The 22,928-nt window shown below is 35.4% G+C and carries 23 protein-coding genes and 2 pseudogenes; 3 read left to right on the forward strand and 22 right to left on the reverse strand.

The window, feature by feature from the left end; translation table 11 throughout:
- Nucleotides 1–6: 6 nt before the first annotated feature.
- The 9 genes and pseudogenes from pdxJ to AC1MPL_RS08615 form a co-directional block, all read right to left on the reverse strand.
- A complete protein-coding gene (pdxJ, locus tag AC1MPL_RS08575) occupies nucleotides 7–732 on the reverse strand; it encodes a pyridoxine 5'-phosphate synthase (RefSeq protein ID WP_479765426.1) in 726 nt (241 codons plus the stop codon).
- Between the two features lie 8 nt (nucleotides 733–740).
- Nucleotides 741–1,451 carry a DNA repair protein RecO gene (gene recO, locus AC1MPL_RS08580; protein ID WP_479765427.1) on the reverse strand — a complete coding sequence of 237 codons (711 nt, stop codon included), beginning with the start codon at nucleotides 1,449–1,451 and terminating at the stop codon, nucleotides 741–743.
- Nucleotides 1,452–1,624 (reverse strand): annotated as a pseudogene (locus tag AC1MPL_RS08585) (NF038104 family lipoprotein).
- Between the two features lie 24 nt (nucleotides 1,625–1,648).
- On the reverse strand, nucleotides 1,649–2,671 hold the full coding sequence (gene era / locus AC1MPL_RS08590) for a GTPase Era (RefSeq protein ID WP_479766200.1): 1,023 nt from the start codon (nucleotides 2,669–2,671) through the stop codon (nucleotides 1,649–1,651).
- A 2-nt stretch (nucleotides 2,672–2,673) separates the two neighbouring features.
- Entirely contained in the window at nucleotides 2,674–3,375 is a 702-nt protein-coding gene (rnc, locus tag AC1MPL_RS08595) for a ribonuclease III (protein WP_479765429.1), read from the reverse strand.
- Nucleotides 3,376–3,605: 230 nt separating this feature from the next.
- Entirely contained in the window at nucleotides 3,606–4,469 is an 864-nt protein-coding gene (lepB, locus tag AC1MPL_RS08600) for a signal peptidase I (RefSeq protein ID WP_479765430.1), read from the reverse strand.
- 13 nt (nucleotides 4,470–4,482) lie between these two features.
- A complete protein-coding gene (lepA, locus tag AC1MPL_RS08605) occupies nucleotides 4,483–6,306 on the reverse strand; it encodes a translation elongation factor 4 (RefSeq protein ID WP_479765431.1) in 1,824 nt (607 codons plus the stop codon).
- Between the two features lie 341 nt (nucleotides 6,307–6,647).
- Nucleotides 6,648–7,301 carry an HAD-IB family hydrolase gene (locus AC1MPL_RS08610; RefSeq protein WP_479765433.1) on the reverse strand — a complete coding sequence of 218 codons (654 nt, stop codon included), beginning with the start codon at nucleotides 7,299–7,301 and terminating at the stop codon, nucleotides 6,648–6,650.
- Complete coding sequence (locus tag AC1MPL_RS08615; protein ID WP_479765435.1) at nucleotides 7,271–8,470, reverse strand: DUF1615 domain-containing protein; 1,200 nt, start codon at nucleotides 8,468–8,470, stop codon at nucleotides 7,271–7,273. The genes AC1MPL_RS08610 and AC1MPL_RS08615 overlap by 31 nt, the downstream gene beginning before the upstream one ends.
- Before the next feature lie 167 nt (nucleotides 8,471–8,637).
- Here AC1MPL_RS08615 and AC1MPL_RS08620 point away from each other — a divergent pair, with 167 nt between their 5' ends.
- The gene (locus AC1MPL_RS08620; RefSeq protein WP_479765437.1) at nucleotides 8,638–8,847 is read left to right on the forward strand and encodes a hypothetical protein; all 210 of its coding nucleotides are present in this window, start codon (nucleotides 8,638–8,640) and stop codon (nucleotides 8,845–8,847) included.
- A gap of 47 nt (nucleotides 8,848–8,894) precedes the next feature.
- Here AC1MPL_RS08620 and proB read toward each other — a convergent pair whose 3' ends face one another.
- The 5 genes from proB to uvrB form a co-directional block, all read right to left on the reverse strand.
- Nucleotides 8,895–10,028: a glutamate 5-kinase gene (gene proB / locus AC1MPL_RS08625; RefSeq protein ID WP_479765439.1), complete on the reverse strand. Its 1,134-nt coding sequence runs from the start codon at nucleotides 10,026–10,028 to the stop codon at nucleotides 8,895–8,897.
- Between the two features lie 16 nt (nucleotides 10,029–10,044).
- Nucleotides 10,045–11,250 carry an Obg family GTPase CgtA gene (cgtA, locus tag AC1MPL_RS08630; protein ID WP_479765441.1) on the reverse strand — a complete coding sequence of 402 codons (1,206 nt, stop codon included), beginning with the start codon at nucleotides 11,248–11,250 and terminating at the stop codon, nucleotides 10,045–10,047.
- A gap of 147 nt (nucleotides 11,251–11,397) precedes the next feature.
- Entirely contained in the window at nucleotides 11,398–12,357 is a 960-nt protein-coding gene (gene rarD / locus AC1MPL_RS08635; RefSeq protein ID WP_479765443.1) for an EamA family transporter RarD, read from the reverse strand.
- Between the two features lie 126 nt (nucleotides 12,358–12,483).
- Complete coding sequence (locus AC1MPL_RS08640) at nucleotides 12,484–13,059, reverse strand: lipocalin family protein (RefSeq protein WP_479765445.1); 576 nt, start codon at nucleotides 13,057–13,059, stop codon at nucleotides 12,484–12,486.
- 82 nt (nucleotides 13,060–13,141) lie between these two features.
- Complete coding sequence (gene uvrB / locus AC1MPL_RS08645) at nucleotides 13,142–15,157, reverse strand: excinuclease ABC subunit UvrB (RefSeq protein WP_479765447.1); 2,016 nt, start codon at nucleotides 15,155–15,157, stop codon at nucleotides 13,142–13,144.
- 137 nt (nucleotides 15,158–15,294) lie between these two features.
- On the opposite strand from uvrB, the gene AC1MPL_RS08650 reads away from it, so the two are divergent.
- On the forward strand, nucleotides 15,295–15,711 hold the full coding sequence (locus AC1MPL_RS08650; RefSeq protein ID WP_479765449.1) for an A1S_2505 family phage non-structural protein: 417 nt from the start codon (nucleotides 15,295–15,297) through the stop codon (nucleotides 15,709–15,711).
- A 193-nt stretch (nucleotides 15,712–15,904) separates the two neighbouring features.
- Here AC1MPL_RS08650 and ykgO read toward each other — a convergent pair whose 3' ends face one another.
- Both ykgO and AC1MPL_RS08660 read right to left on the reverse strand, forming a co-directional pair.
- Entirely contained in the window at nucleotides 15,905–16,030 is a 126-nt protein-coding gene (gene ykgO, locus AC1MPL_RS08655) for a type B 50S ribosomal protein L36 (RefSeq protein ID WP_023272165.1), read from the reverse strand.
- Between the two features lie 102 nt (nucleotides 16,031–16,132).
- Nucleotides 16,133–16,309: a hypothetical protein gene (locus tag AC1MPL_RS08660; RefSeq protein ID WP_479765451.1), complete on the reverse strand. Its 177-nt coding sequence runs from the start codon at nucleotides 16,307–16,309 to the stop codon at nucleotides 16,133–16,135.
- A gap of 375 nt (nucleotides 16,310–16,684) precedes the next feature.
- Here AC1MPL_RS08660 and AC1MPL_RS08665 point away from each other — a divergent pair, with 375 nt between their 5' ends.
- The gene (locus AC1MPL_RS08665; protein ID WP_479765452.1) at nucleotides 16,685–17,995 is read left to right on the forward strand and encodes an MFS transporter; all 1,311 of its coding nucleotides are present in this window, start codon (nucleotides 16,685–16,687) and stop codon (nucleotides 17,993–17,995) included.
- Between the two features lie 37 nt (nucleotides 17,996–18,032).
- On the opposite strand, the pseudogene AC1MPL_RS08670 reads toward AC1MPL_RS08665, so the two are convergent.
- The 6 genes and pseudogenes from AC1MPL_RS08670 to AC1MPL_RS08695 all read right to left on the reverse strand — a co-directional run bounded on the left by AC1MPL_RS08670 (nucleotide 18,033) and on the right by AC1MPL_RS08695 (nucleotide 22,926).
- Nucleotides 18,033–18,703 (reverse strand): annotated as a pseudogene (locus AC1MPL_RS08670) (pseudouridine synthase).
- A gap of 72 nt (nucleotides 18,704–18,775) precedes the next feature.
- A complete protein-coding gene (locus AC1MPL_RS08675; protein WP_479765454.1) occupies nucleotides 18,776–18,973 on the reverse strand; it encodes a hypothetical protein in 198 nt (65 codons plus the stop codon).
- A 135-nt stretch (nucleotides 18,974–19,108) separates the two neighbouring features.
- Entirely contained in the window at nucleotides 19,109–19,453 is a 345-nt protein-coding gene (locus AC1MPL_RS08680) for a YnfA family protein (protein ID WP_479765455.1), read from the reverse strand.
- A 9-nt stretch (nucleotides 19,454–19,462) separates the two neighbouring features.
- Complete coding sequence (gene clpA / locus AC1MPL_RS08685) at nucleotides 19,463–21,739, reverse strand: ATP-dependent Clp protease ATP-binding subunit ClpA (protein ID WP_479765456.1); 2,277 nt, start codon at nucleotides 21,737–21,739, stop codon at nucleotides 19,463–19,465.
- 9 nt (nucleotides 21,740–21,748) lie between these two features.
- The gene (gene clpS / locus AC1MPL_RS08690) at nucleotides 21,749–22,162 is read right to left on the reverse strand and encodes an ATP-dependent Clp protease adapter ClpS (protein ID WP_479766201.1); all 414 of its coding nucleotides are present in this window, start codon (nucleotides 22,160–22,162) and stop codon (nucleotides 21,749–21,751) included.
- Between the two features lie 17 nt (nucleotides 22,163–22,179).
- Nucleotides 22,180–22,926, reverse strand: a complete 747-nt coding sequence (locus AC1MPL_RS08695) for a DUF6776 family protein (RefSeq protein WP_479765458.1) — start codon at nucleotides 22,924–22,926, stop codon at nucleotides 22,180–22,182.
- Between the last annotated feature and the right edge of the window lie 2 nt (nucleotides 22,927–22,928).

The following is a 22,928-nucleotide window of genomic DNA, read 5'->3' on the forward strand; positions in this document are numbered from 1 at the left end:
ATTTACTCATCTCTCAGCTAGAATTGCTGCCTTCATTTGAGAAACCGCTGTTGTTAATCCTAGAAAAACACTCTCAGCAATAATCGAATGACCAATATTCAACTCATTTATCTCTGGTATTCTTGCAATAGGCCCCACATTTTTTAAATTTAGACCATGACCCGCATTTACGATTAGACCTTTTTCTGCTGCATATTTTGTAGCATGTATAATACGTTGTAACTCTGTATATTGCTGTTCATCAGTTTCTGCATCAGCATAAGCACCAGTATGCAACTCTATAGTAGGTGCACCGCACGCTATTGCAGCATCTATTTGCTTCTCATCTGCATCAATAAACAATGACACATCACAGCCAGCCTCTTTAAGTACCTGTGTTGCAGCTCTAACTTTTTCTAACTGGGATACGACATCCAATCCACCTTCAGTAGTTAGCTCATGACGACGTTCAGGTACAAAACAAATATGCTCAGGTTTAATTTCTTTAGCAAATTCAACCATTTCATCTGTTACAGCTAACTCAAGATTCATACGTGTTTTTAATTTTGAACGCATACGTCTAACATCATCATCTTGGATATGACGACGATCTTCTCTTAAGTGTAAAGTAATACCCTCTGCACCTGCTTCTTCACAAAGTAAAGCAGCTTCAACAGGATCGGGATATGCTGTACCTCTCGCCTGTCTTAAGGTTGCAACATGATCAATATTAACGCCGAGTAAGATAGACATAAATATTCCTATTTAATTTGAAGTTGATGATGTTGAATCCATAATTGGCGACTTTTTAAAGGTCGATCACCAAGTAAAGATGTTATTAACTGTCTGTGAAACTGGTTCAGAAATTGTAATTGGCATAAATTGAAGTCATTTTTAAAATCGTATGATGTCATGGACAATATATGATCACCTAAAAATGTTCCCGTAGTTTCATTTGATATTATAAACCCATCGCTTAGGCTAAATATATAATTTTTATCAGAAAGAATCTTTTTCCCTAATGCATCTACTGAAAAATCTAACCTATAACCTAACTCTTCAAGTAAAGTATACTCAAACTTCCTAAGTAATTGACGTATAAACAAAGATTTTTGAGACTGACTTGCTAAAGATTGTAACTGGTATATTGTATAATGATATTGAAGGTATGTTTTCGGCATTGCCTCTTCTAATAAACAAAGTTTCAAAAGTATTTCATTTAAATAGAAACCACAAAAATATGCATCGCCTTGAAAAAATATTGGTTTATTTTCAATTTCAAGCTGATTAAAATTTTTAAGTTCGGACTTTCCTGAGGCTAAAAGCTGTATAGGTTGAAATAAAGGAGGTAAAGAACGTCTTAATACACCATCTATTCGACCATATTCCTCACTAAATAAATGTACAATATGGCTACGTTCTCTATATTTACGGTAGTGGATTACATATCCATGTAAAGTCTCATTCCGCATTTAATCTTTCTTATCGTCATCACCATTTGGTATAGCAGCCTTAACGACTGCTGTTGTTCCTTTCACAACACCTTTTGTCGTTTTATATGCTACTTTAACAGGTAAAGTCACAACACTTGTATACAACCTTGCAACAACAGCATCGTTGCAATTAAACATACCCATTTTGTCATGACTTCACCTATTTTACTTATAATTTATATATCACTATAACCTAAGCTTTTTAAAGCACGTTCATCATCTGACCAACCACCTTTAACTTTAACCCATAATGTTAGCATGATTTTCTGCTCAAACATTTTTTCCATGTCGAAGCGTGCTTCCATACCAATCTTTTTAAGCTTTGTACCTTTATCACCAATTACAATTGCTTTTTGTCCAGAACGATCTACAAAAATTGTTGCATCAATATAAGTACAAGCAGGTTTAAGCTTACCAGTTTTTTCATTTAAAATAGGTTCTTCCGTTTTAAATGTTTCAATCTGAACTGTTAAGTCATATGGTAACTCTTCACCCAATTGGCGCATAATTTTTTCACGAATAATTTCACTCGCTAAAAAACGCTCAGAACGATCGGTTACCTGATCAAAAGAATATAATGGTTGTGAAAATGGTAAATACTTTTCAATAGTATCACGCAAATGTTCAAGATTTGCACCACGTAGTGCAGAAACTGGAACAATTTCCACAAAGTTCATTAACTTTGTACGCTCTTGAATCAATGGTAGAAGCATCTTACGATCTTCTAATGTATCAATTTTATTGATTACCAAGATTACAGGCATTTCTGCATCTTGTAGCTTTTCTAATACAAGCTCATCATTTTGAGTCCACTTGTGCCCATCAACTACGAATAAAACTAGATTCACATCACGTAATGCAGAGTTTGCGGCACGATTCATCATTTTATTGATGGCACGCACTTCTTTTTTATGCATTCCCGGCGTATCTACATAAACTGCCTGAGATTTCTCTCGTGTATCTATACCTACAATTTTATGACGTGTTGTTTGCGGCTTACGTGAAGTAATTGAAAGCTTCTGCCCTAACAAGTGATTCATCAATGTTGACTTACCAACATTTGGTCTGCCCACAATAGCAACAAACCCACTCTTAAAATCAGCAGGAATTTCAATATTCTGTGAACTAAAAAACTGATCAATTAAATCATGTTTTTCAGATGGTGCATTGTTATCATCATGGTTCTGATCGGATGACATTGTCATGCAGTTTTTTGCTCCAATAATTTCAAAATTTCAGCCGCAGCTGCTTGCTCTGCAAACCGACGACTACTACCTTGCCCTTCTGTTACAGTAAAATCCTCTACACGACAAACCACTTTAAAGTGTTGATTTGGTGCATCTCCTTGAATATCCGTAACTTCATAGATTGGTAAAGGTTTTTTACGTGCCTGTAAGTACTCTTGTAACCTAGATTTAGGATCTTTGAGTTGATCTGTTGGCTCAATATGTTCTAAATAAGGTTTGTACCAAGTTAGAACGATTTTTTTAAGAAAATCGAGACTTTCACAATCTACATAAATCGCACCAATAATGGCTTCAACAGTATCTGCCAATATAGACTCACGATGATGACCACCAGATTTCAATTCTCCAGTACTCATAATCATATACGGACTAAGTTTCAAATCGTTTGCAATTTTCCCTAGAGCTTCTTGTCTTACTAAACTTGCTCGCATACGCGTCAAGCGCCCTTCGTTTTCATAAGGATAAGTATGATATAAGTAGTTTGCGATAATCATACCTAACAATGAGTCACCTAAGAACTCTAGACGCTCATAATTATACTTATGACTTACAGATCTATGGGTTAACGCAAGTTTTAATAACTCAGTATTTTTAAACTCATAACCAATTTGTAAAGCTAAACGCTGATTATTTAGCTTGGACTGTCCTTTGGTCAAAACTTTTCTCGATGGTTAAATAATGAATACTTAAAAGCGAATGCTTTATGTCCTTAATACTTTTGTAATGGTTTTGAGTATTTAATACAAATATCTAAATTAACCTTTTACATAAAAGAGTTTTATACTCATTCTACCACTACATTTAGCTAACAGCCTAAAACCACAAATTTCTATTTTAAGCATTCAACATAAAATAGAAATAGGCGATTTTGATACTCTAACAGTAATTACTTGATTGTACCATTTCTAGAAAAACTTGGTAGATGTAAGCCAGGCTCTTTATGCATCCAAATATAGACTGCTCGACCAATCAGATTTTCTTCTGGCACAAATCCCCAGAAACGACTATCAGAACTTTCATCGCGGTTATCACCCATTGCGAAGTAATGACCTTGAGGTACGGTTACTTCCCAATCATTACCATCACTTTTTATGAAAGTCTGATTTGCTTTTGCAACAAAAGGAATGAGTGATTGATTACCAGTACTCATTGCATAATTAAACTGTTCAATCAGTGGGTTTCTGTCTGCTAAATGACGTACCCAATGTTGATGATTACCAAGTGTTTCCAAAGTGTAATTCGCTTTAAAAGAAGATAAACTATCTTTTTCACGTGCAAATGGCGTTGCCGTTGACGCAATTTGTTGTCCGTTAATATAAAGCGTATTGTTATGATACTGAATGTGATCGCCAGGTAAACCAACAACTCGCTTAATATAACTAATACTTGGTTGCAATGGATAACGAAATACAAAAACTTGACCACGCTCTGGTTCACCTACATTAATCACTTTCGTGTTTGCAAGTGGCAAACGAATACCATAATCAAACTTATTTACTAAAATATAATCTCCTGTCTCTAAAGTAGGAACCATAGAGTCAGAAGGAATATTAAACGGCTCAAAGAAAAAAGAGCGTAAAACCAGTACTACAGCGAGTACTGGCCAAAAATCATAAGCCCATGTAATGACAAAATTTTCATTACCACGTCCTTTAGCTTCTCGTTGTCTAAATACAAACTTATCAAGTAACCATACAATAAATAGAATTAAAGTAACGGGAACGAGGATTAAATTAAAATCAAAATCCATGAACTTTTAAACCTTATTTTTTATCAACTTGTAATGCTGCTAAGAAAGCTTCTTGTGGAATTTCAACACTTCCCACTTGCTTCATACGTTTTTTACCTTCTTTTTGCTTAGACAGCAATTTTTTCTTACGTGAAACATCACCACCATAACATTTTGCCAACACGTTCTTACGCATTGCCTTCACTGTTGAGCGTGCAATAATTTGTGCACCTATCGCCGCTTGAATGGCAACATCAAACATTTGACGAGGTATTAACTCTTTCATTTTTTCGACTAGTGCATTACCACGATGGCGTGCTTCATTGCGATGACAAATCATTGCTAATGCATCAACTTTATCACCATTAATTAACACATCTACCTTTACAAGGCTTGAGCTTTGGAAACGAACAAAATTGTAATCTAGAGATGCAAAACCACGTGAACACGACTTCAAACGGTCAAAGAAGTCCATAACGACTTCAGCCATTGGCACATCAAATGTCAATGAAACTTGATTACCTAAGTACTTCATATCCTTTTGAATACCACGACGTTCGATACACAATGTAATTACATTTCCTAAATATTCTTTTGGAACTAAGATATGACATTCTGCAATTGGTTCACGTAAGTCTTCAACTGTACCACCATCGGGCATTTTTGAAGGGCTATCAATATTGATCGTCTCACCAGATTTCGTTACTGCTTCATAAATTACAGTTGGTGCAGATGTAATAATATCGAGATTATACTCACGCTCTAAACGCTCTTGTACAATCTCCATGTGTAGCATGCCTAAGAATCCACAACGGAAACCAAAGCCTAACGCATCAGAACTTTCAGGCTCAAAAAATAATGCTGAATCGTTAATTTGTAGTTTTTGCAATGCTTCACGGAATGGTTCAAAGTCACTTGCATCAATTGGGAAAAGTCCAGCATAAACTTGCGGCTTAACCTTTTTAAAACCAGGCAATGATGGAACATCAGGCGTAGAAATTAATGTAATTGTATCACCCACAGGTGCACCAAAAATATTTTTAATCCCTGCGATAACAAAGCCAACCTCACCAGCTTCTAGCATACCAGTTTCTGTATGCTTTGGACTAAATACACCTACAGAAGTCACAATATGAGACTGTCCTGTCGATTTAATTAGCATTTTATCGCCTTTCTTAATACGACCTTGTTTTACACGTACTAAGGAAACAACGCCCAAATAGTTATCAAACCATGAGTCGACAATCAACGCTTGTAAATCTGCTTCACGATCGCCTTGCGGTGCAGGAATAACATCAACTAAGGTTTCTAGAACACTTTCAACACCCATCCCTGTTTTTGCTGAGCAGGTTGGCGCATTTGTTGCCTCTACACCAATAATTTCTTCAATTTCATGAATGACACGTTCAGGCTCTGCTTGAGGCAAGTCAATTTTATTCAAGACTGGAAGTACTTCTAAGCCTTGATCGATTGCCGTATAACAGTTGGCGACAGATTGTGCTTCGACACCTTGTGCAGCATCTACAACAAGTAAAGCACCCTCACAAGCTGCAAGGGAGCGAGAAACTTCATATGAAAAATCGACATGCCCTGGAGTATCAATAAAATTTAACTGATACTCTTCGCCATTTTTAGGATGAGTATAATACAACGTAACTGAGGCTGCTTTAATCGTGATGCCACGTTCTCGCTCTAGATCCATTGAATCCAAAAACTGCGACTGCATTTCACGATCTTGAAGCGCACCACACATTTGAATAAAGCGATCGGCCAAAGTAGATTTACCGTGGTCGATGTGTGCAATAATGGAAAAGTTTCGTATATTACTGATTTTTACAGATTTTTTAGTTACAGCCATGGATCACTCAAAATATATGTACACAATCACGTACTTATTTAGCAAAGTACCCATGATGTGCAAAAAAATAAAATCTTAATAACGGCACAGTATAACAGTTATGCTTAAAAAACATAGATTTTATAGGAAATTGTTTCGTCGTTTCAGATTATTTTACATACAAAGTACAATCAAATAGAAACCACCACCCTCCAAAGAACCTATAAGTCCAGATTTTTATATCTCATTAAATCACCTAGATCCACAATAAAAACATGTCACCATATTATTCTAAATATCAAATTTATCTTGTATTTTTCCAATCTGATTTAATCCTACATCAATATTACTACATACCATTACTAGCGATTCAATAAAGGTAATATTTCATCCACACCAACCATAAAAGGAAAATCTGCAATTGAAAGCATAGCTAAATCTTCATGAGTATTTCCATAAGCATAGACATACTCATATTCATCTTGTGGATAGGATTGTAAAATTCGTTTCTTTTTTTCTTCACCACTGCAATCTTCAGAGATATATAAACCTGTTAAATGATCATTCATAATTTCAGTTCTAGTACAAATTAAATCTATGGCCAGTAAATCACATAATGGCTTTAAATATAGATCCAAAGATGCAGAAACCAATACTACTTTATGACCTAATTCTTGATGCTGCTTTAATTGAGCCAATAAAACAGGATTTAAATCAGCTAACAATGTTTTTGCATAATTCCTACCATCTGCCTCAACATGCTTAAATGCAAACCCTTCAAACATGGTATAAAACAGCTTTTTTCTCATCTTTGATGCTGGATATAAGTTTAAATAATATTTTTGTACCCATGGAATAAGTGCGATACCTTTTTTAAATACATAGCGTGACTTCAATACATAAAAAATAAACCGCGTAAAACTATCTTTTAAGTAAAGCGTTCCATCAAAGTCAAATAAGGCAAGTGAGTTTTTCTTCATATTTTTTAATGCACATTTTTCACCCGATGCATACATGCATCATACCTTGTATTCACACGCGTTGCATACCAGTTTGTATTATAATCTTTACTTAATTTAGGTCCAGAAATAATCACTTCAGGCATAATTGCATATGGTGCTTTTTTACCTGTTTTTTCTGTATATAGCTTTTGAACAGCAAGATATGTCTGCGTCTTCTCGAAAGATTGCTCTTTCTCTTCTTTTAAGTCAGCACGTAGTTTTTTAGGTGTAATTACGATTCCACTTTCATTAAATAATTTAGTCAAAGCGATTTCCGACTGACTTTTAGTAGACTGTGGCTTACCATCTTTACTATATACTAATAAGTCACCATCTAAAGATAAGTCTATACCCGTTAATTTTTCTAAAATTTGCTGGAATGCTGCGTTACGACTAGAATACCTTCCCGAATTATAATCAGCGAAACGATAAATTGGTTTACTATATTCTGTTGGATAAAGCATTAAACGATGAATACCGTAATACAAACCACCATATTGTGTATAGAGGTCATCTCTAAGCTGATAAACATTCATATTATTACGCTCATGCTCTTGCGCATAACTAACTTGGACTTGCATAGAACCTAATGTCGTAATTGGGTTCATTCTTTCCCCAATATCTTGTCCAACAAATTTAGCAACACCCGTTATTGCACTCACATGATAATGCTTCGTCATATAATCAAAAATTTGACGATATAGGATATCTAAATCTTTTTCTGTTTTCACCTTTTTCATCTGTTTAAGATAGCTATTTTCTGGCGTTGGTTGATTCTTTAAAACATCTTGAAAGTAAACAGCAACTACTCCTCCAAGTTTATCCCCTAGCTTATCTGTAAACTTCTCTTCAAGACGATGATGAACTTCCCGAATTGCTTTTTCTCCCAACCCAGGAACTTGAGGATTAGCAACAAAGTTAGACTCCTGATCTACAATAGCAATAATACTACAGACATTTTCTTTTGATTTTTCAACTTTTAATGTATCCATAATATTATCAATGTCTTGTGCCCATGAATCTCTTTGACGAACATGAGAAGGAACCAAATGCCTAATTTGCTTTTCATTCATGATGGTATCCTCATCATCTTGTGATAATAATGAGTGATTGCCACATGCCGTTAAACTCAAAAATAGCATGAAAGATAAAGGAAAATGGAAAAATATAGAGAGATTTTTCATATGAAATAACAAAACTCAGAAGATGGTATAACCTGCCAGATTTTCGGCATTGTAGAAGCTTTTATGCTTAAAGTATATCGCTTTTATTGCTCAATAAAAACACAATTTTATTTTATAAAAATCACTTTATTTTATATAATTTTAAAATCGAAAAAACTTTATTTTTTATGAAATTACACTTATCAGAAACAGAAGCCAAGATATATCTTATCTCAAAAGATAAACATGGACAAAATACTTCACAGGATGTGACTTATGATAGTCTACTACTAACAGGTGCACTCATTTCTATTTTTCACGACGGTGCAGTCACTGTTAATGATCAACAAGGCAACCCTATTTTTGACATTAGTGTCAATTATCATAATAAAAAGTAAAAATCGTGACCTATGAACGAATTACCTTACATAGGTCCAGTTAAAATCTAATATATTGCCATATGGTTACGATGAATCATCTCAAATGAGCGGACTTCACCTAATACCTGTTGAACTTTCTCAGATGAAAGCCCCTTAACAATATCTGCATAACGTGAACTAAAGTTCACAATACCAACGGCAACCCTCTTGCCCTTAATATCAACACACTCTACAACATCACCACGCTCAAACTCGCCCTCTATATAGCGAACACCCACGGGGAGTAGACTACGATGCTTTAATCTAATTGCTTCAACTGCGCCATTATCTAACACTAGACACCCAGCTGTTTGTGAATGTGCAGCAAGCCATTGTTGTCTTGCTGTAATTGGATCACTGTCTGCAACAAATAGTGTTCCAAGTTCATCACCTGTCATAAGCTTAGACAAGACTTCATCTTTCTCACCACTTGCAACAATTGTTGGACAACCAGAACGTGCAGCAAGTCGTGCAGCTTTTACCTTAGTTACCATGCCACCGGTTCCTAAAGCACCACCACCGCCCGCCATACTAAATAGCTCTTCATCTAAAGCAGGTACAGTAGAAAGCAATTGGGCATCTGGGTTAGAACGCGGATCGGCATTAAACATGCCTTGCTGATCCGTTAAAATAATCAGTAAATCGGCATTAACCTGTCCTGCAACCATGGCTGCAAGCGTATCATTATCACCAAATTTAATATCACCTGTCGATACAGTATCATTTTCATTGATAACTGGAATGACTCTCCAGTCAATTAAATGCTGTAAAGCATCACAAGAGTTTAGATAACGCTGACGATCGGTTAAGTCATCGTGAGTTAATAAGACTTGTGCAGTTTGAATATTATGCTCTTCTAAAACACTAGACCATGTCTGCACAAGTCCCATTTGCCCTATAGCAGCACATGCTTGGAGACTTGGTAGATCTGAGGGTCGCTCAGTGAGTTTCATACGAACCATGCCTTCTGCAACAGCACCAGAAGAAACCAATATAATTTCATGTCCAGCATTATGCAATTTGGCAATTTGATGCACCCAATGGGTAATTGCATCAATATCTAAGCCTTGTCCATTTGCAGTAAGCAAAGATGAACCAATTTTGACAATAATTCGCTTGCAATCTTCAAGCTGACGTCGCCCATCTACTACCTTAATCATATCTCCTCAGTCGTACTTAACGTACGTAATATACTTCCATTTCACTATCATCATCATCGTCGTCACCATCATTATCTAAACCTAGACGTTGCGCACGACGCTGTGCACGATATGCTTCTTTTGCGGCAAGTGTTTGCTCACGTGTTTCTTCTTCTAACTGATCACGGAATGCCTTCATTTGTGCAGCATACTCAGGATCTTCAAGCTCACGTTCACGTTGTTGCTCAATTTGATCCATTAAGTAGTACACAACTTCTTTGGTACCATTTGAAAGTAAGCCTGATGTTTTAAATGTTGGACCATCCCACTGTAATTCATTTAGAATGTAATCACACCACTCATCACGCGTTGCATCATCTAACTGGTCTAGTTTATTTAATACTAAAACCACAGGTAGCTTTGAAAGCGTTGGTGAAAAGTTCTTCAATTCATTTAAAATTGCTTTTGCATTATGTGCAGGATCAGAACCATCAATTGGCTGAACGTCAACAATATGTAAAAGAATTCGTGTACGTGCAAGATGTTTTAAGAAGCGAATGCCTAACCCTGCACCATCAGATGCACCTTCAATCAGACCTGGAATATCTGCCATAACGAAAGAACGCTGCCTGTCTGCATCTACAACACCCAAATTTGGCACCATTGTTGTAAATGGATAATCTGCAACTTTTGGTTTTGCAGCAGAAACTGCTCGGATAAATGTAGATTTACCTGCATTTGGCATACCTAACAAACCAACATCTGCAAGTACTTTCAGCTCTAAACGAATTTCACGAAATTCGCCTTTAATGCCTGTAGTAAACTTACGAGGTGCACGGTTTGTAGACGATTTGAAGTGGGTATTACCTAAGCCACCATCGCCACCTTGTGCAACTAAAACTCGCTGACCATGTTCAGTAAGGTCGCCAATAATATCGCCTGAATCTGTATCTACAATGGTTGTTCCTACAGGAACATGTAAAACAACATCTGGTGCACCACGCCCTGCACAGTTCGCGCCTGAACCATTTTTCCCACGCTCTGCACGAAATCTACGTGTATAACGGAAATCAACTAGTGTTCCTGTGTTTTCATCAGCCTGTATATATACACAGCCACCTCTACCACCATCACCACCATCAGGTCCACCAAATGGTACAAACTTCTCACGGCGAAAACTGGCCACGCCATTGCCTCCGTCGCCAGCCTCTACGGTAATGACTGCTTCATCAACAAAGCGCATCTGCCAATCCTCTGATTCTATAAAACAAACTATTTTGCCATATTGTACCTGATTTCATGAATATTGATATGGTGAATTATTTTTATATCAGCATACTATTTACACGAACATTCATAAATAGAACAATTTCATGTCAAAAGTATCTTTTTAACCTGATTTTTCATGCCGTTTACGCGAACGCTCAATTCTTTTAGGAAGTTTTTCTACTTTCAGCAACAAGTCTTGATGACGACGCTTTTGCTTATAAATGTGGTAAACACCTTCAATTACCAAAATACCCACTGCACACCAAATTGGAGTGTATGTAAACCACTGTGCAGCACTAATCTTCTCTCCAATCATAAGTGAAGCGAATGCCAGTAGCACAGGCTCTAAATAACTCAGCAATCCGAACAAAACCATAGATAAATAACGACTTGCTAAAATATATGAGCCTAGTCCAATGGCACTTAATATACCTAATCCAATAATTACAAGAATCAGATGTGACTCAAAAATAGATGAAAATGGTTCTACCTGCTGTGTCAATACAAAATAAATTGCAACTGGAAGTGCCAATATATTATCTAACCAAAAACCGCCTAAATGATCTGTTTTAATAATTTTACGTAAAAAGAAATATGCTGAATAGCCAAAAGCAACTAATGCTGTTTCCCATGCAATACTCCCAACTTTCCATATTTCATGACCAACACCTAAGATGGCAAAACCAACTGCTATTTTTTGGAAGAGTGACAATTTTTCTTTGTAAAATAACGCACCAATTAAGACAAGTACCAATGGCAGTAAGAAATATCCCAATGATACTTGCATTCCTCTACCATGCATTGGTCCCCACAAAAATAGCCATAATTGAAAGCCACCTAATATTGCTGTTCCCAACACGCCCAAAATAAGTAAAGGCTGTTTTACAATACGTTGAAAAATTTCAGCAATATAGTGCAAATCACCACTTAACAACATAAATAGTGTGAGAAATGGTAAAAAAGAGATAACTCGCCAACCAAACACTTGAGATCCATCAAAAGCATGTAGTAGCTGACTATAAAAATATAATATACCAAATACACTAGAGGCTAAGACAGATAGCAAAATCCCTTTAAGCATTATGACCTCTACTCCACAACATAACATTAAAAAATGCGTTAGGCTTATTTTAACCTAACGCACTTAAAGTATAAGAATTTTGAATTCAAACCAATAGTGTGATTTTTATATTTAGTCTAATACAAATTATCGTTCTGTTTGTTCAGTTAAATGAAAATCACTCACATCATAACCAATTTCTTTCGCATAAGCTAAATATTCATGCCAAATGTCATCGCGTATATGAGGAGTTCTTGCAAGTAGCCATAAATACTTCCTTGCCGGATCTCCCACTAAAACAGTTTTATAATCTTTATCAATTTTTAAGATCCAATAATCACCTCGTCCTACAGGTAACCAACGCAATGAGTCTGGCAAGAAGCTCACCTTCAATTGACTACCATAAGGTGGGTTCATTACAAATGCTTCGCCTTTTGCAATATCACGCACACCATTTTGCTTCAGACATGAATTTTCAACATCAATATTTCCATTCACATTTAGTGCATAACTTGCTTGCACATTTTTTGCACATCTCCGTTGAAAATACATGGGCTTACGTGCAATTTCATACCATGTCCCTAAGTATTTTGGTAAATCAATCCTTTGAACTGCTTGTATAGGCTGATAGCTAACTTGCTTATCTGCACAAGCTAAATTCATAAAGCATATTACACCAACAGTACCAGCTATCAATGCCACAATTTTATGATTTTTTTTCATCGTTATATTCCTTTTTTAATACCTAAAAACATAGCGACAAACATAAAACTAGACCACTTATTTTATGTAAATCTTTCTTAGCTTATTGCAATAAGTACGATTTTAAATGCACTATTTCATCACGAATTTTAGCAGCTTGTTCAAACTGTAACTCTTTAGATGCTTTTAACATGTCTTTTTCAAGTTTTGCCAAATGTTTCGTTAACAATTTAGGTTCTGAAATAATATGTTGCTCATCGGCGGTCAATTTTGTATCAATAGGAATATCAGTAGAAGCTTCATCTTCAACGGCTTCCCCTGTATCAATTTCCTTCACAACCTGCCTAACGGTACTACGTGGTGTAATTCCGTGTTCAGCATTAAACGCTAGCTGTTTTTCACGACGCCTATCAGTTTCATCAATTGCTTTACGCATTGACTCAGTAATACGGTCGGCATATAAAATAGCTTTACCTTTTACATTACGTGCTGCACGTCCAATCGTTTGAATTAAAGATCGTTCTGAACGTAAGAAGCCTTCTTTATCTGCATCTAAAATTGCAACAAGTGATACTTCTGGCATATCTAAACCTTCTCGCAATAGATTAATACCAACAAGTACATCATAAATACCAGAACGTAATTCATGAATAATTTTAACACGCTCTACCGTATCAATATCTGAATGTAAATAAGCAACCTTAATACCATACTCTTTCAAATAAGATGTTAAATCTTCAGCCATTCTTTTGGTTAAAGTTGTAATTAGAACCCTTTCATTGTTATCACGGCGTAAATTAATTTCAGATAAAACATCATCAACTTGTGTCAATACAGGACGTACTTCAATTTCAGGGTCAATAAGTCCTGTTGGTCTAACCACTTGCTCAACAACCTGTTCTGCATGTTCAAGCTCATACAAAGCTGGTGTTGCACTGACATAAAGGGTCGTTGGTATAATACGTTCCCACTCTTCAAACTTCATTGGCCTATTATCTAATGCACTCGGTAAGCGAAAGCCATAATTAACTAAATTTTCTTTACGAGATCGGTCTCCTTTATACATTGCTCCTATTTGAGGAATAGTCACATGTGACTCATCAATAATAAGTAGTCCATCTTTCGGCAAATACTCAAATAATGTTGGTGGAGCCTCTCCTGATGAACGACCGGACAAATGACGTGAATAATTTTCAATACCATTAGTATAGCCAAGCTGTTGCATCATCTCTAAATCATAGCGAGTTCTTTGTTCAATACGCTGTGCTTCTAACAACTTATCATTTGCCTTTAAAAACTCGATACGCTCTTTAAGCTCTTCTTTAATCGTACCAATAGCACGCTGTAATTTATCTTTTGGAGTTACATAATGACTTTTGGGATAAACAGTTACACGAGGCACTTTTTTGGTTACTTTGCCATTAATAGGGTCAAACCAAGATATTGTATCTATCTCATCATCAAATAACTCTATTCTAACTACAAACCGGTCTGATTCTGCTGGAAAAATATCAATAATGTCCCCACGTATACGGTATGTACCTCTTAAAAATTCCAAATCATTTCGTATATATTGCATTTCAACTAAACGATGAATGATCTTATCTCTGCTTGTTCTATCACCCTTTACCAAGTGCAAAATCATTTGCATATAAGTAGCATGATCACCCAAACCATAAATTGCTGATACAGAAGCAATAATAATTGCATCTTTTCTTTCTAAAAGTGCACGTGTTGCGGACAGCCTCATTTGATCAATATGATCATTAATAGCAGAATCTTTTTCGATAAATGTATCTGAAGAAGGAACATAGGCTTCAGGTTGATAATAGTCGTAATAGCTTACAAAATATTCAACAGCATTATTTGGAAAGAATGATTTAAACTCTCCATAAAGCTGAGCAGCCAATGTTTTATTATGCGCCATAATAATAGTCGGGCGCTGCAAATTTGCAATTACATTCGCCATGGTATAGGTTTTTCCAGAACCTGTTACACCCAGTAAAAGTTGATTTTTCATCCCTCCTTCAACACCTGAAACCAATTTTTGTATTGCCTGAGGCTGATCTCCAGCAGGTTCATAGTTTGTCACAAGCTCAAAGGACTGATGATCATTCACTATTATCTCTCTTTCTTTGTTTATAAGCTTTTATATATATTGTACTGTTTTTTAAATCTTCAAGGATATATCTTGACGAATTGACCTTTTCACTCTCAATATGTAATGAATAATAAAATATTTTGGTGTAGCCACATATGACATATCAATACCATGATGAGCATATCGTTAAATCATTACCCACCGATGCCATTTTTGTATTTAGCAGTGACTTAGCAGGAAAACATAAAGATGGTAACGCACGGATTGCTCATAAATACTTTGGTGCAGTTAAAGGCGTTGGTCGTGGTTGGGCTGGACAAAGTTTTGCAATACCAACTTTAGATGAATACTTAAAACCATTATCCACTAAAGAAATTGCTTCATATATATATGATTTTAAAATTTATGTAAAAAATCATATATCTACAACTTATTTTATTACAGATCTAGGGTGTAACCTAGAAGAAAGCTCCAAATTAGAAATGGCTTATTTATTTAAAGGAATTTCAAACAATGTAATTTTCCCATTATCATTTAAATCTTTTTTAGTAGAAAATTTGAGGTCATTTTAAGGTACAAAATTTTACCTATAATTCCTATGAAACGTAACACTATACGATGGACATAATTAACTTTTAATCAAATAACTATATAAATTTTCACAAACCTTCTTATCAATCATTCAATGTATGATTAGTATAAGAAAAAATATTAAAAAAGTGAGTACGTGCTCACTTTTTAATTTCAATAGCAATGCTCATTTTATTAGCCTTGGCGAGCTTTAAAACGAGGATTAGACTTACAAATTACATACAGCTTTCCACGACGACGAACTATTTGACAATCCGCTGAGCGACGCTTTGCACTTTTTAAAGATGATAATACTTGCATAAAATTAACCCTAAAATTTATATGTTATAACATAACATATAAATAGGTTAAAAAATAGAGGTTGATGAATTGATTTCTTCAATAACCTCTATAATTTAAATTCTAACGCTTACCCATAGAACGGCGTGTTCCACGGGGTGGCATCCACGTACGGTCAGCATACTGTTCAGGCTTAGGTCTAACTTGATTATGTGCGGTTTCTGAATTCGCTTCTACTTCATCTTTTTTAACTGGAAAAGGAAGTTTTACCACAGGTTTTTTAGCTTTATTACTACTCATATTTGTCACAACATTTAAAACATCTTTTACTATTTTAATCTTTTTTTAGAGAAATAACGAATTTTTATCGTATATCAGAGTCCAAGATAAAAAAAGTCCATGTAAAAATCTTAAAATATACAAACAATTTAATTACCACCATCATATAGCTCAATTTTAATATAGGAGTAATTCAATTGAAAATTAAATCATTTATTTAATATAAATTAGAAAAAAATCCTATTTTTAATTCAAACCACTAAAATATTGCATAATATATTCCTATTAAAATAATTCATAATAAACATAGCAACATAACTCTATTATCTAGGCTCATCTAAAAATGTAGCTTGCATAGGCAAAGAAATTTTTTATTTTTTATAAGTGTGGTTCCTCATGGAATATTCAGCGTCTAATGACAACTCTATACCGACTAGTAACAACTCAAAAATACGTGTATTAATTGCGAGTTTAGTTGGTACAACAATTGAGTTTTTTGACTTTTATATTTATGCAACTGCTGCGGTTCTCGTATTTCCACATCTATTTTTTCCAGCAAGTAGTAGTGGTGCTGCAACATTACAGTCACTGGCTGTATTTGCAGTTGCATTTATTGCACGACCAATTGGTGCTGCTATTTTTGGGCACTTAGGTGATCGTGTTGGTCGAAAAGCAACGCTAGTTGCTGCACTTTTACTTATGGGGTTATCTACAGTCTGTATTGGCTTATTACCTACTTATGCACATATTGGTATATTTGCACCATTATTGCTTATTATTTGTCGCTTATGCCAAGGTTTAGGATTAGGTGGAGAATGGAGTGGTGCTGTTCTTCTTGCAACTGAAAATGCACCAGAAGGACAACGAGCTTGGTATGGTATGTTTCCACAACTCGGCGCACCTATAGGTTTTATTTTGGCTGCAGGTACTTTCCTTATTTTAGGTGCAACCATGCCAAATGGAAGCTTTTTAGAGTGGGGTTGGCGTATTCCATTTATTGCAAGTGCAGTGTTAGTTTTCTTAGGACTTTACATTCGTCTTAAACTACATGAAACACCTGCCTTTCAGCGTGTTTTAAAAAAGCAAAAAGAAACAAATATTCCATTCAAAGAAGTATTTTCACATCATGGTAAAACATTATTTTTAGGTACAATTGGCGCAGTTTGTACTTTTGTTCTATTTTACTTAATGACTGTATTTGCATTGAATTGGGGAACAACAGCTTTAGGCTACTCGCGTGCCGATGTTCTTAAAATGCAACTTATCGCAACTGTGTGCTTTGGTATTTTCATTCCTATTTCAGCAATATTAGCCGAAAAATTTGGTCGTAAAAAAACTTCTATCGTTATTTGTGCTTTAGTAGCAATATTTGGTTTAAGTTTTCAATATTTTTTAATACCTAATGCACCTATATTAATGACTTTATTTTTATGTATTGGTTTATCTATTATGGGATTAACCTATGGCCCAATAGGTACAATACTTTCTGAAATATACCCAACTTCCATTCGATACACAGGATCGGCTTTATCTTTTAACTTAGCAGGCATTCTAGGCGCTTCTTTTGCACCTCTTATTGCAAACAACCTTGCAACGAATTACGGTATATCTTCAGTTGGATATTATTTATCCATTGCAGCTATTCTCTCTTTAATTGCATTTTCTGCCATTCAAGAAACAAAAAATAAAGATATTAATCAGCTTTAACCAATAAAAAACGCGATTCAAAAATCGCGTTTTTTATTTAAAATGGTACGTTAGAAGCAATTTCTATATTCTCACCATCAAAAAGTGGATGCTGAAAAGAAAGCATATGCGCATGTAGTGCCATTCTATTCTGCTCAAATTCTGTTGATCTTGGGTGGTAAAACTGATCACCTAAAATAGGATGACCAATATGCATCATATGAACACGTAACTGGTGTGACCTACCTGTAATTGGCGTAAGTAAGACTCTGCTTCTATCTTTTTGCTCATTATAATCTAAACATTGATAACATGTTTTAGCAGACTTTCCTTCGATTAAATCTACTTTCTGCTTCGGTCTATTAGGCCAATCTGTAATTAAAGGGACATCCACCTCGCCCAAAGCATCTACTTTTCCTTGCACTAATGCAATATAGGTTTTTTTACAGCTCTTTTTTGAAATATTTTACTCATTTCAACTTCTGCCTCTCGATGTTTAGCAAATACTAAAACTCCAGAAGTTGCCATATCTAAACGATGAGTTACCTTTGCCATTTTCGACACTTCAAGCACCCTTAAAAAAGCACTATCTTGATGCTCAGGTAGTCGTCCTGGTACAGAAAGAAGACCCGCTGGCTTATCTATCGCAAGATAATGCTCATCTTCATATAATATCTGCAAAGGTTCTGTTGGTGGACAATATATAAAATGATTTTTTTTTACAAGCATTAGAATGTTGTTATGACTTTAAATGTAAAAAATAACAACCTCATCTTTTTATGTCAATTTTATATTCTCTATCTAATCTAAATAGCGCCATACTTGATCTTGGTCTTGTTTAGCAATAGAAAATGTCATACCGCTATCAGTACGTACCAAATGACTATTTACTGAATTATAGACAACTTTAAACAAAGTACCTTTATCAAAAAAGATAGGTGCAAGCCCTTCTTTTTCTAAGTAAATTGATTCTAATAGCTCGACAATACAGCTAGACATCTAAAAACCTATAAATTTAGTATTTCAACATATTGTATCTTAGATTTAATGTTAATTATTTAACATTATAAAATTTATTTGTGAAATTTAATAAACTATGTATAAGATGCGAGTTAAAAGTCACTTAATTAGAATTTATGTTGGCTGTAAAATAATAATACATGTACCCAGCATAACGACCAATCCACCAAAAATATCCCATGGTGTTAAATGAACTTGATCTACAAACCTTAGCCATAACAATGCAGTAAAAATATAAATACCACCATAGGCAGCATATATTCGACCTGAAGCAGAAGGATGTAAACTAAGTAACCATACAAATAATAATAAGCTGAATACAGTTGGTAGCCAAAGCCATTTGGTTTTACCATGATTCAATATTAAATAAGGGAAATAGCATCCTAATATTTCTGCAATTGCAGTAACAAAAAATAATCCGAATACATGCAGTATTCGGATTAAATCTAGATTAAACATAGCAACCTATTAAGCAAGTGTCGTCACCTGATCTTCAAATACCGTAAGCTTTAAACCAACACGTTTATCATTTTCTTTTTTAACAGTTACAGCAACATTACCGCCATTTTCTGCCAATTCACCAAAAAGAATCATTTCAGCCAGTGGTTTTTTCAAATGTTCTTGAATTAAACGCTGCATTGGACGTGCACCCATAAGTCTGTCATAACCTTCTTCAGCCATCCAGTTACGCGCGTTTTCATCAACATCTAAAACGACCTTCTTATCATCAAGTTGTGCTTGAAGCTCTGTTAAAAACTTGTCTACAACAGACTCTATGACCGTATGAGGTAGTGCTTTAAATTGAATTGTACTATCTAAACGGTTTCTAAATTCTGGAGAAAAAGCTTTCTTCATCGCATCTTTATTGTCATTACTATTGTCTTGTTCCATAAATCCAATGCTAGATCTTGAAATACTTTCAGCACCAATATTGGTCGTTAAGACTAAAATTACATTACGAAAATCGGATTTACGACCATTATTATCCGTCAAAGAGCCATGATCCATAATCTGTAGCAATAAATTGAACACATCTGGATGAGCTTTTTCAATTTCATCTAACAACAAAATACTATGCGGATTTTTATGTACGGCATCTGTGAGCAATCCACCCTGATCAAAGCCAACATAGCCCGGAGGTGCGCCAATTAAACGTGATACAGCATGTCTTTCCATATATTCAGACATATCAAAACGGATAAGCTCGACACCCAATAATTTTGCAAGCTGTTTGGTCACTTCAGTTTTACCTACACCAGTTGGACCTGCAAATACAAAACTACCGACAGGCTTATCAGGTGACTTTAAACCTGCTCTAGAGAGTTTAATTGCCGAAGCCAAAGCAGTAATTGCTTCATCTTGACCAAAAACAACTCGTTTTAAATCTCTTTCAAGATTTTGAAGGACAGTTTTATCATCTTTAGATACCGTTTTTGCAGGAATTCTAGCAATTTTAGAAATAATATCTTCAATATTATCTACAGTAATTTGAGTATTCTCTTCTTCTGTTTTTAAACGGCGCTGTGCACCAGCCTCATCAATAACATCAATCGCTTTATCAGGCAAAAAGCGATCATTAATGAATTTTGAAGAAAGCTCAACTGCTAAAACCAATGCTTGGTCGTCATATTTAACATGATGAAACTCTTCAAATTTTGTTTTTAGACCACGTAAAATATCAATAGTTTCACTGATACTCGGTTCATTCACATCAATTTTTTGAAAACGGCGTGATAATGCATGATCTTTTTCAAAAACCTGACGGTACTCTTGAAAAGTTGTAGAACCAATACAACGCAGTGTACCATTTGCTAAAGCAGGTTTTATAAGGTTCGAGGCATCCATCGTACTGCCCATGCTTGAGCCAGCACCAATAATCATATGAATTTCATCAATGAATAAAATTGCATTTGGATTTTTTTTCAGTCCACTCAACAACTGCTTTAAACGCTTTTCAAAATCACCACGATACTTTGTACCCGCAACAAGTGCACCAATATCTAGACTATATATTTCAGCTTCACTTAATGGTTTTGGAGCTTTACCATTTACAATCAGCCAAGCAAGTCCTTCAGCAATAGAGGTTTTCCCCACACCTGGATCACCAACCAATAATGGATTATTTTTACGGCGACGACACAAAATTTGAGCTGCTCGTTCGACTTCTTTTTCACGCCCAATCAGAGGGTCAGTTTTTCCTTTAGATGCTTCAGCATTTAAGTTAACTGTATAGACTTCCAACGGATTTGCTTGCGAAGAAGTCGTTTGCTCGCCTTCTAAATCCTCAATTTCACTTTCAACTTTGGCTTCTTCTTGGTTTCCACCATGTGACAAGTACTGTGTTAATGTCACACGATTAATCTGATGACGTTTCAACAAATAAACTGCAAAAGTATCTCTCTCTGAGTACATTGCTACAAGTACATCTGCACCTTCAACTGCTCTATTTCCACCACTTGATTGCACATGGAAAATTGCGCGCTGTAATATGCGATCAAAACTTTCCGTTGGATGTGGTGCTTGTTCACTATTTTCACTTAACTTTGGTGTATGTTTCTCAACATACTCTTCTAGCTCTTTACGTAATGTCGTAATTTCTGCACCACAAGATTTAAGTGCATTTACGGCAGAATCATTATCTAATAATGCAACTAATAGATGTTCAACTGTTAAAAATTCATGTCTTTTTTGTCTAGCCATACTTACAGCTAAACGCAATGATACTTCTAATTGACGACTAAGCATACAATCCCCTTATTGTTTTGGCTCGATTTGGCACAATAGTGGATGACCTTGTGTCCGAGCATAATTATTTACTTGATTGGCTTTTGTCTCAGCAATATCTCTAGGATAAACACCTGCAATACCCTTTCCTTCATAATGTACAGTTAGCATTACTTGTGTTGCTTGGTCAAGATTCATTGCAAAGAAATCTTGTAAAATTTCAATAACAAAATCCATAGGGGTATAGTCGTCATTCAATAAGACAACCGTATATAAGGGAGGTGCTTTAAACTCTGGTGGCGCAGTTTTTACAGCTAAATCACTATCAGCATCATCATTATGCTCATCAGCATGAGACATATTAAGATGCCAATCTGTGTAGCCTGATTGTTGAAATGAAGCTTTAACTTCACTCAAATTTAATTTCTTTTTTACATAACGCATAGAGTTTAATTTCATAATTACTGAACTTTGGCCTCAGCTTGAGGAATATCTGACACAAAGGCCGCAGGACTTTCAACCTCTTTACCCCTTAACCAATTGAAACGCTTAATTTCAGATAAACCACCATTTAAGCGCACTTCAATAAATTGTGGAGTAAACCCTTTGGGCATTGTCCAGCGACCTGTTAAACGTTGAAAACTTTCAAAATCAAAATGCTTATCTTCCATAGGAACAATAAGCACATCTCCACCACGAATTAGTCGTAGTTCTACAGTCCCCGATGCTTTACGTGGACTCACTTGCAATAAGTCTAACTGATATTCAAATACATTTTCAGGCAATGGTCTAACCCCTAGGTTTTGCACCATCAGACTTACACCACCTCTTTGCCGCAGAATATGTCTATAGATTTGGCTTTGAGTTTGAGCAATACCTAAATCAGCTTTTCCTTCAGATAATGCATGGCTAAGGTGTGCGGTATTACTTAATGCAACATCACGCTCTTGTACTGCCATATTTAGGTTTTTATTTAGCGTAGAAAGCGTATCTTTTTGCTTTTGTACAATTTCCATGAGCTCTTCTGCATTAGCTTCATATCCAACGACAGTTAAACCTTGCCGATGTCCAACAGAATAACCAAGCACACCTCCACCAACAAACAAGATTGTACTGCCCAATAAAAGAAATTTATGGGCTTCAATAAAATTAGGTTTTTTTGTTTTTTGAGAATCTAAAGGATTCTTCTCAAGCGTCTTTTGTGTCATTT

The sequence above is a fragment of the Acinetobacter sp. N1-1 genome (genome assembly GCF_056711485.1).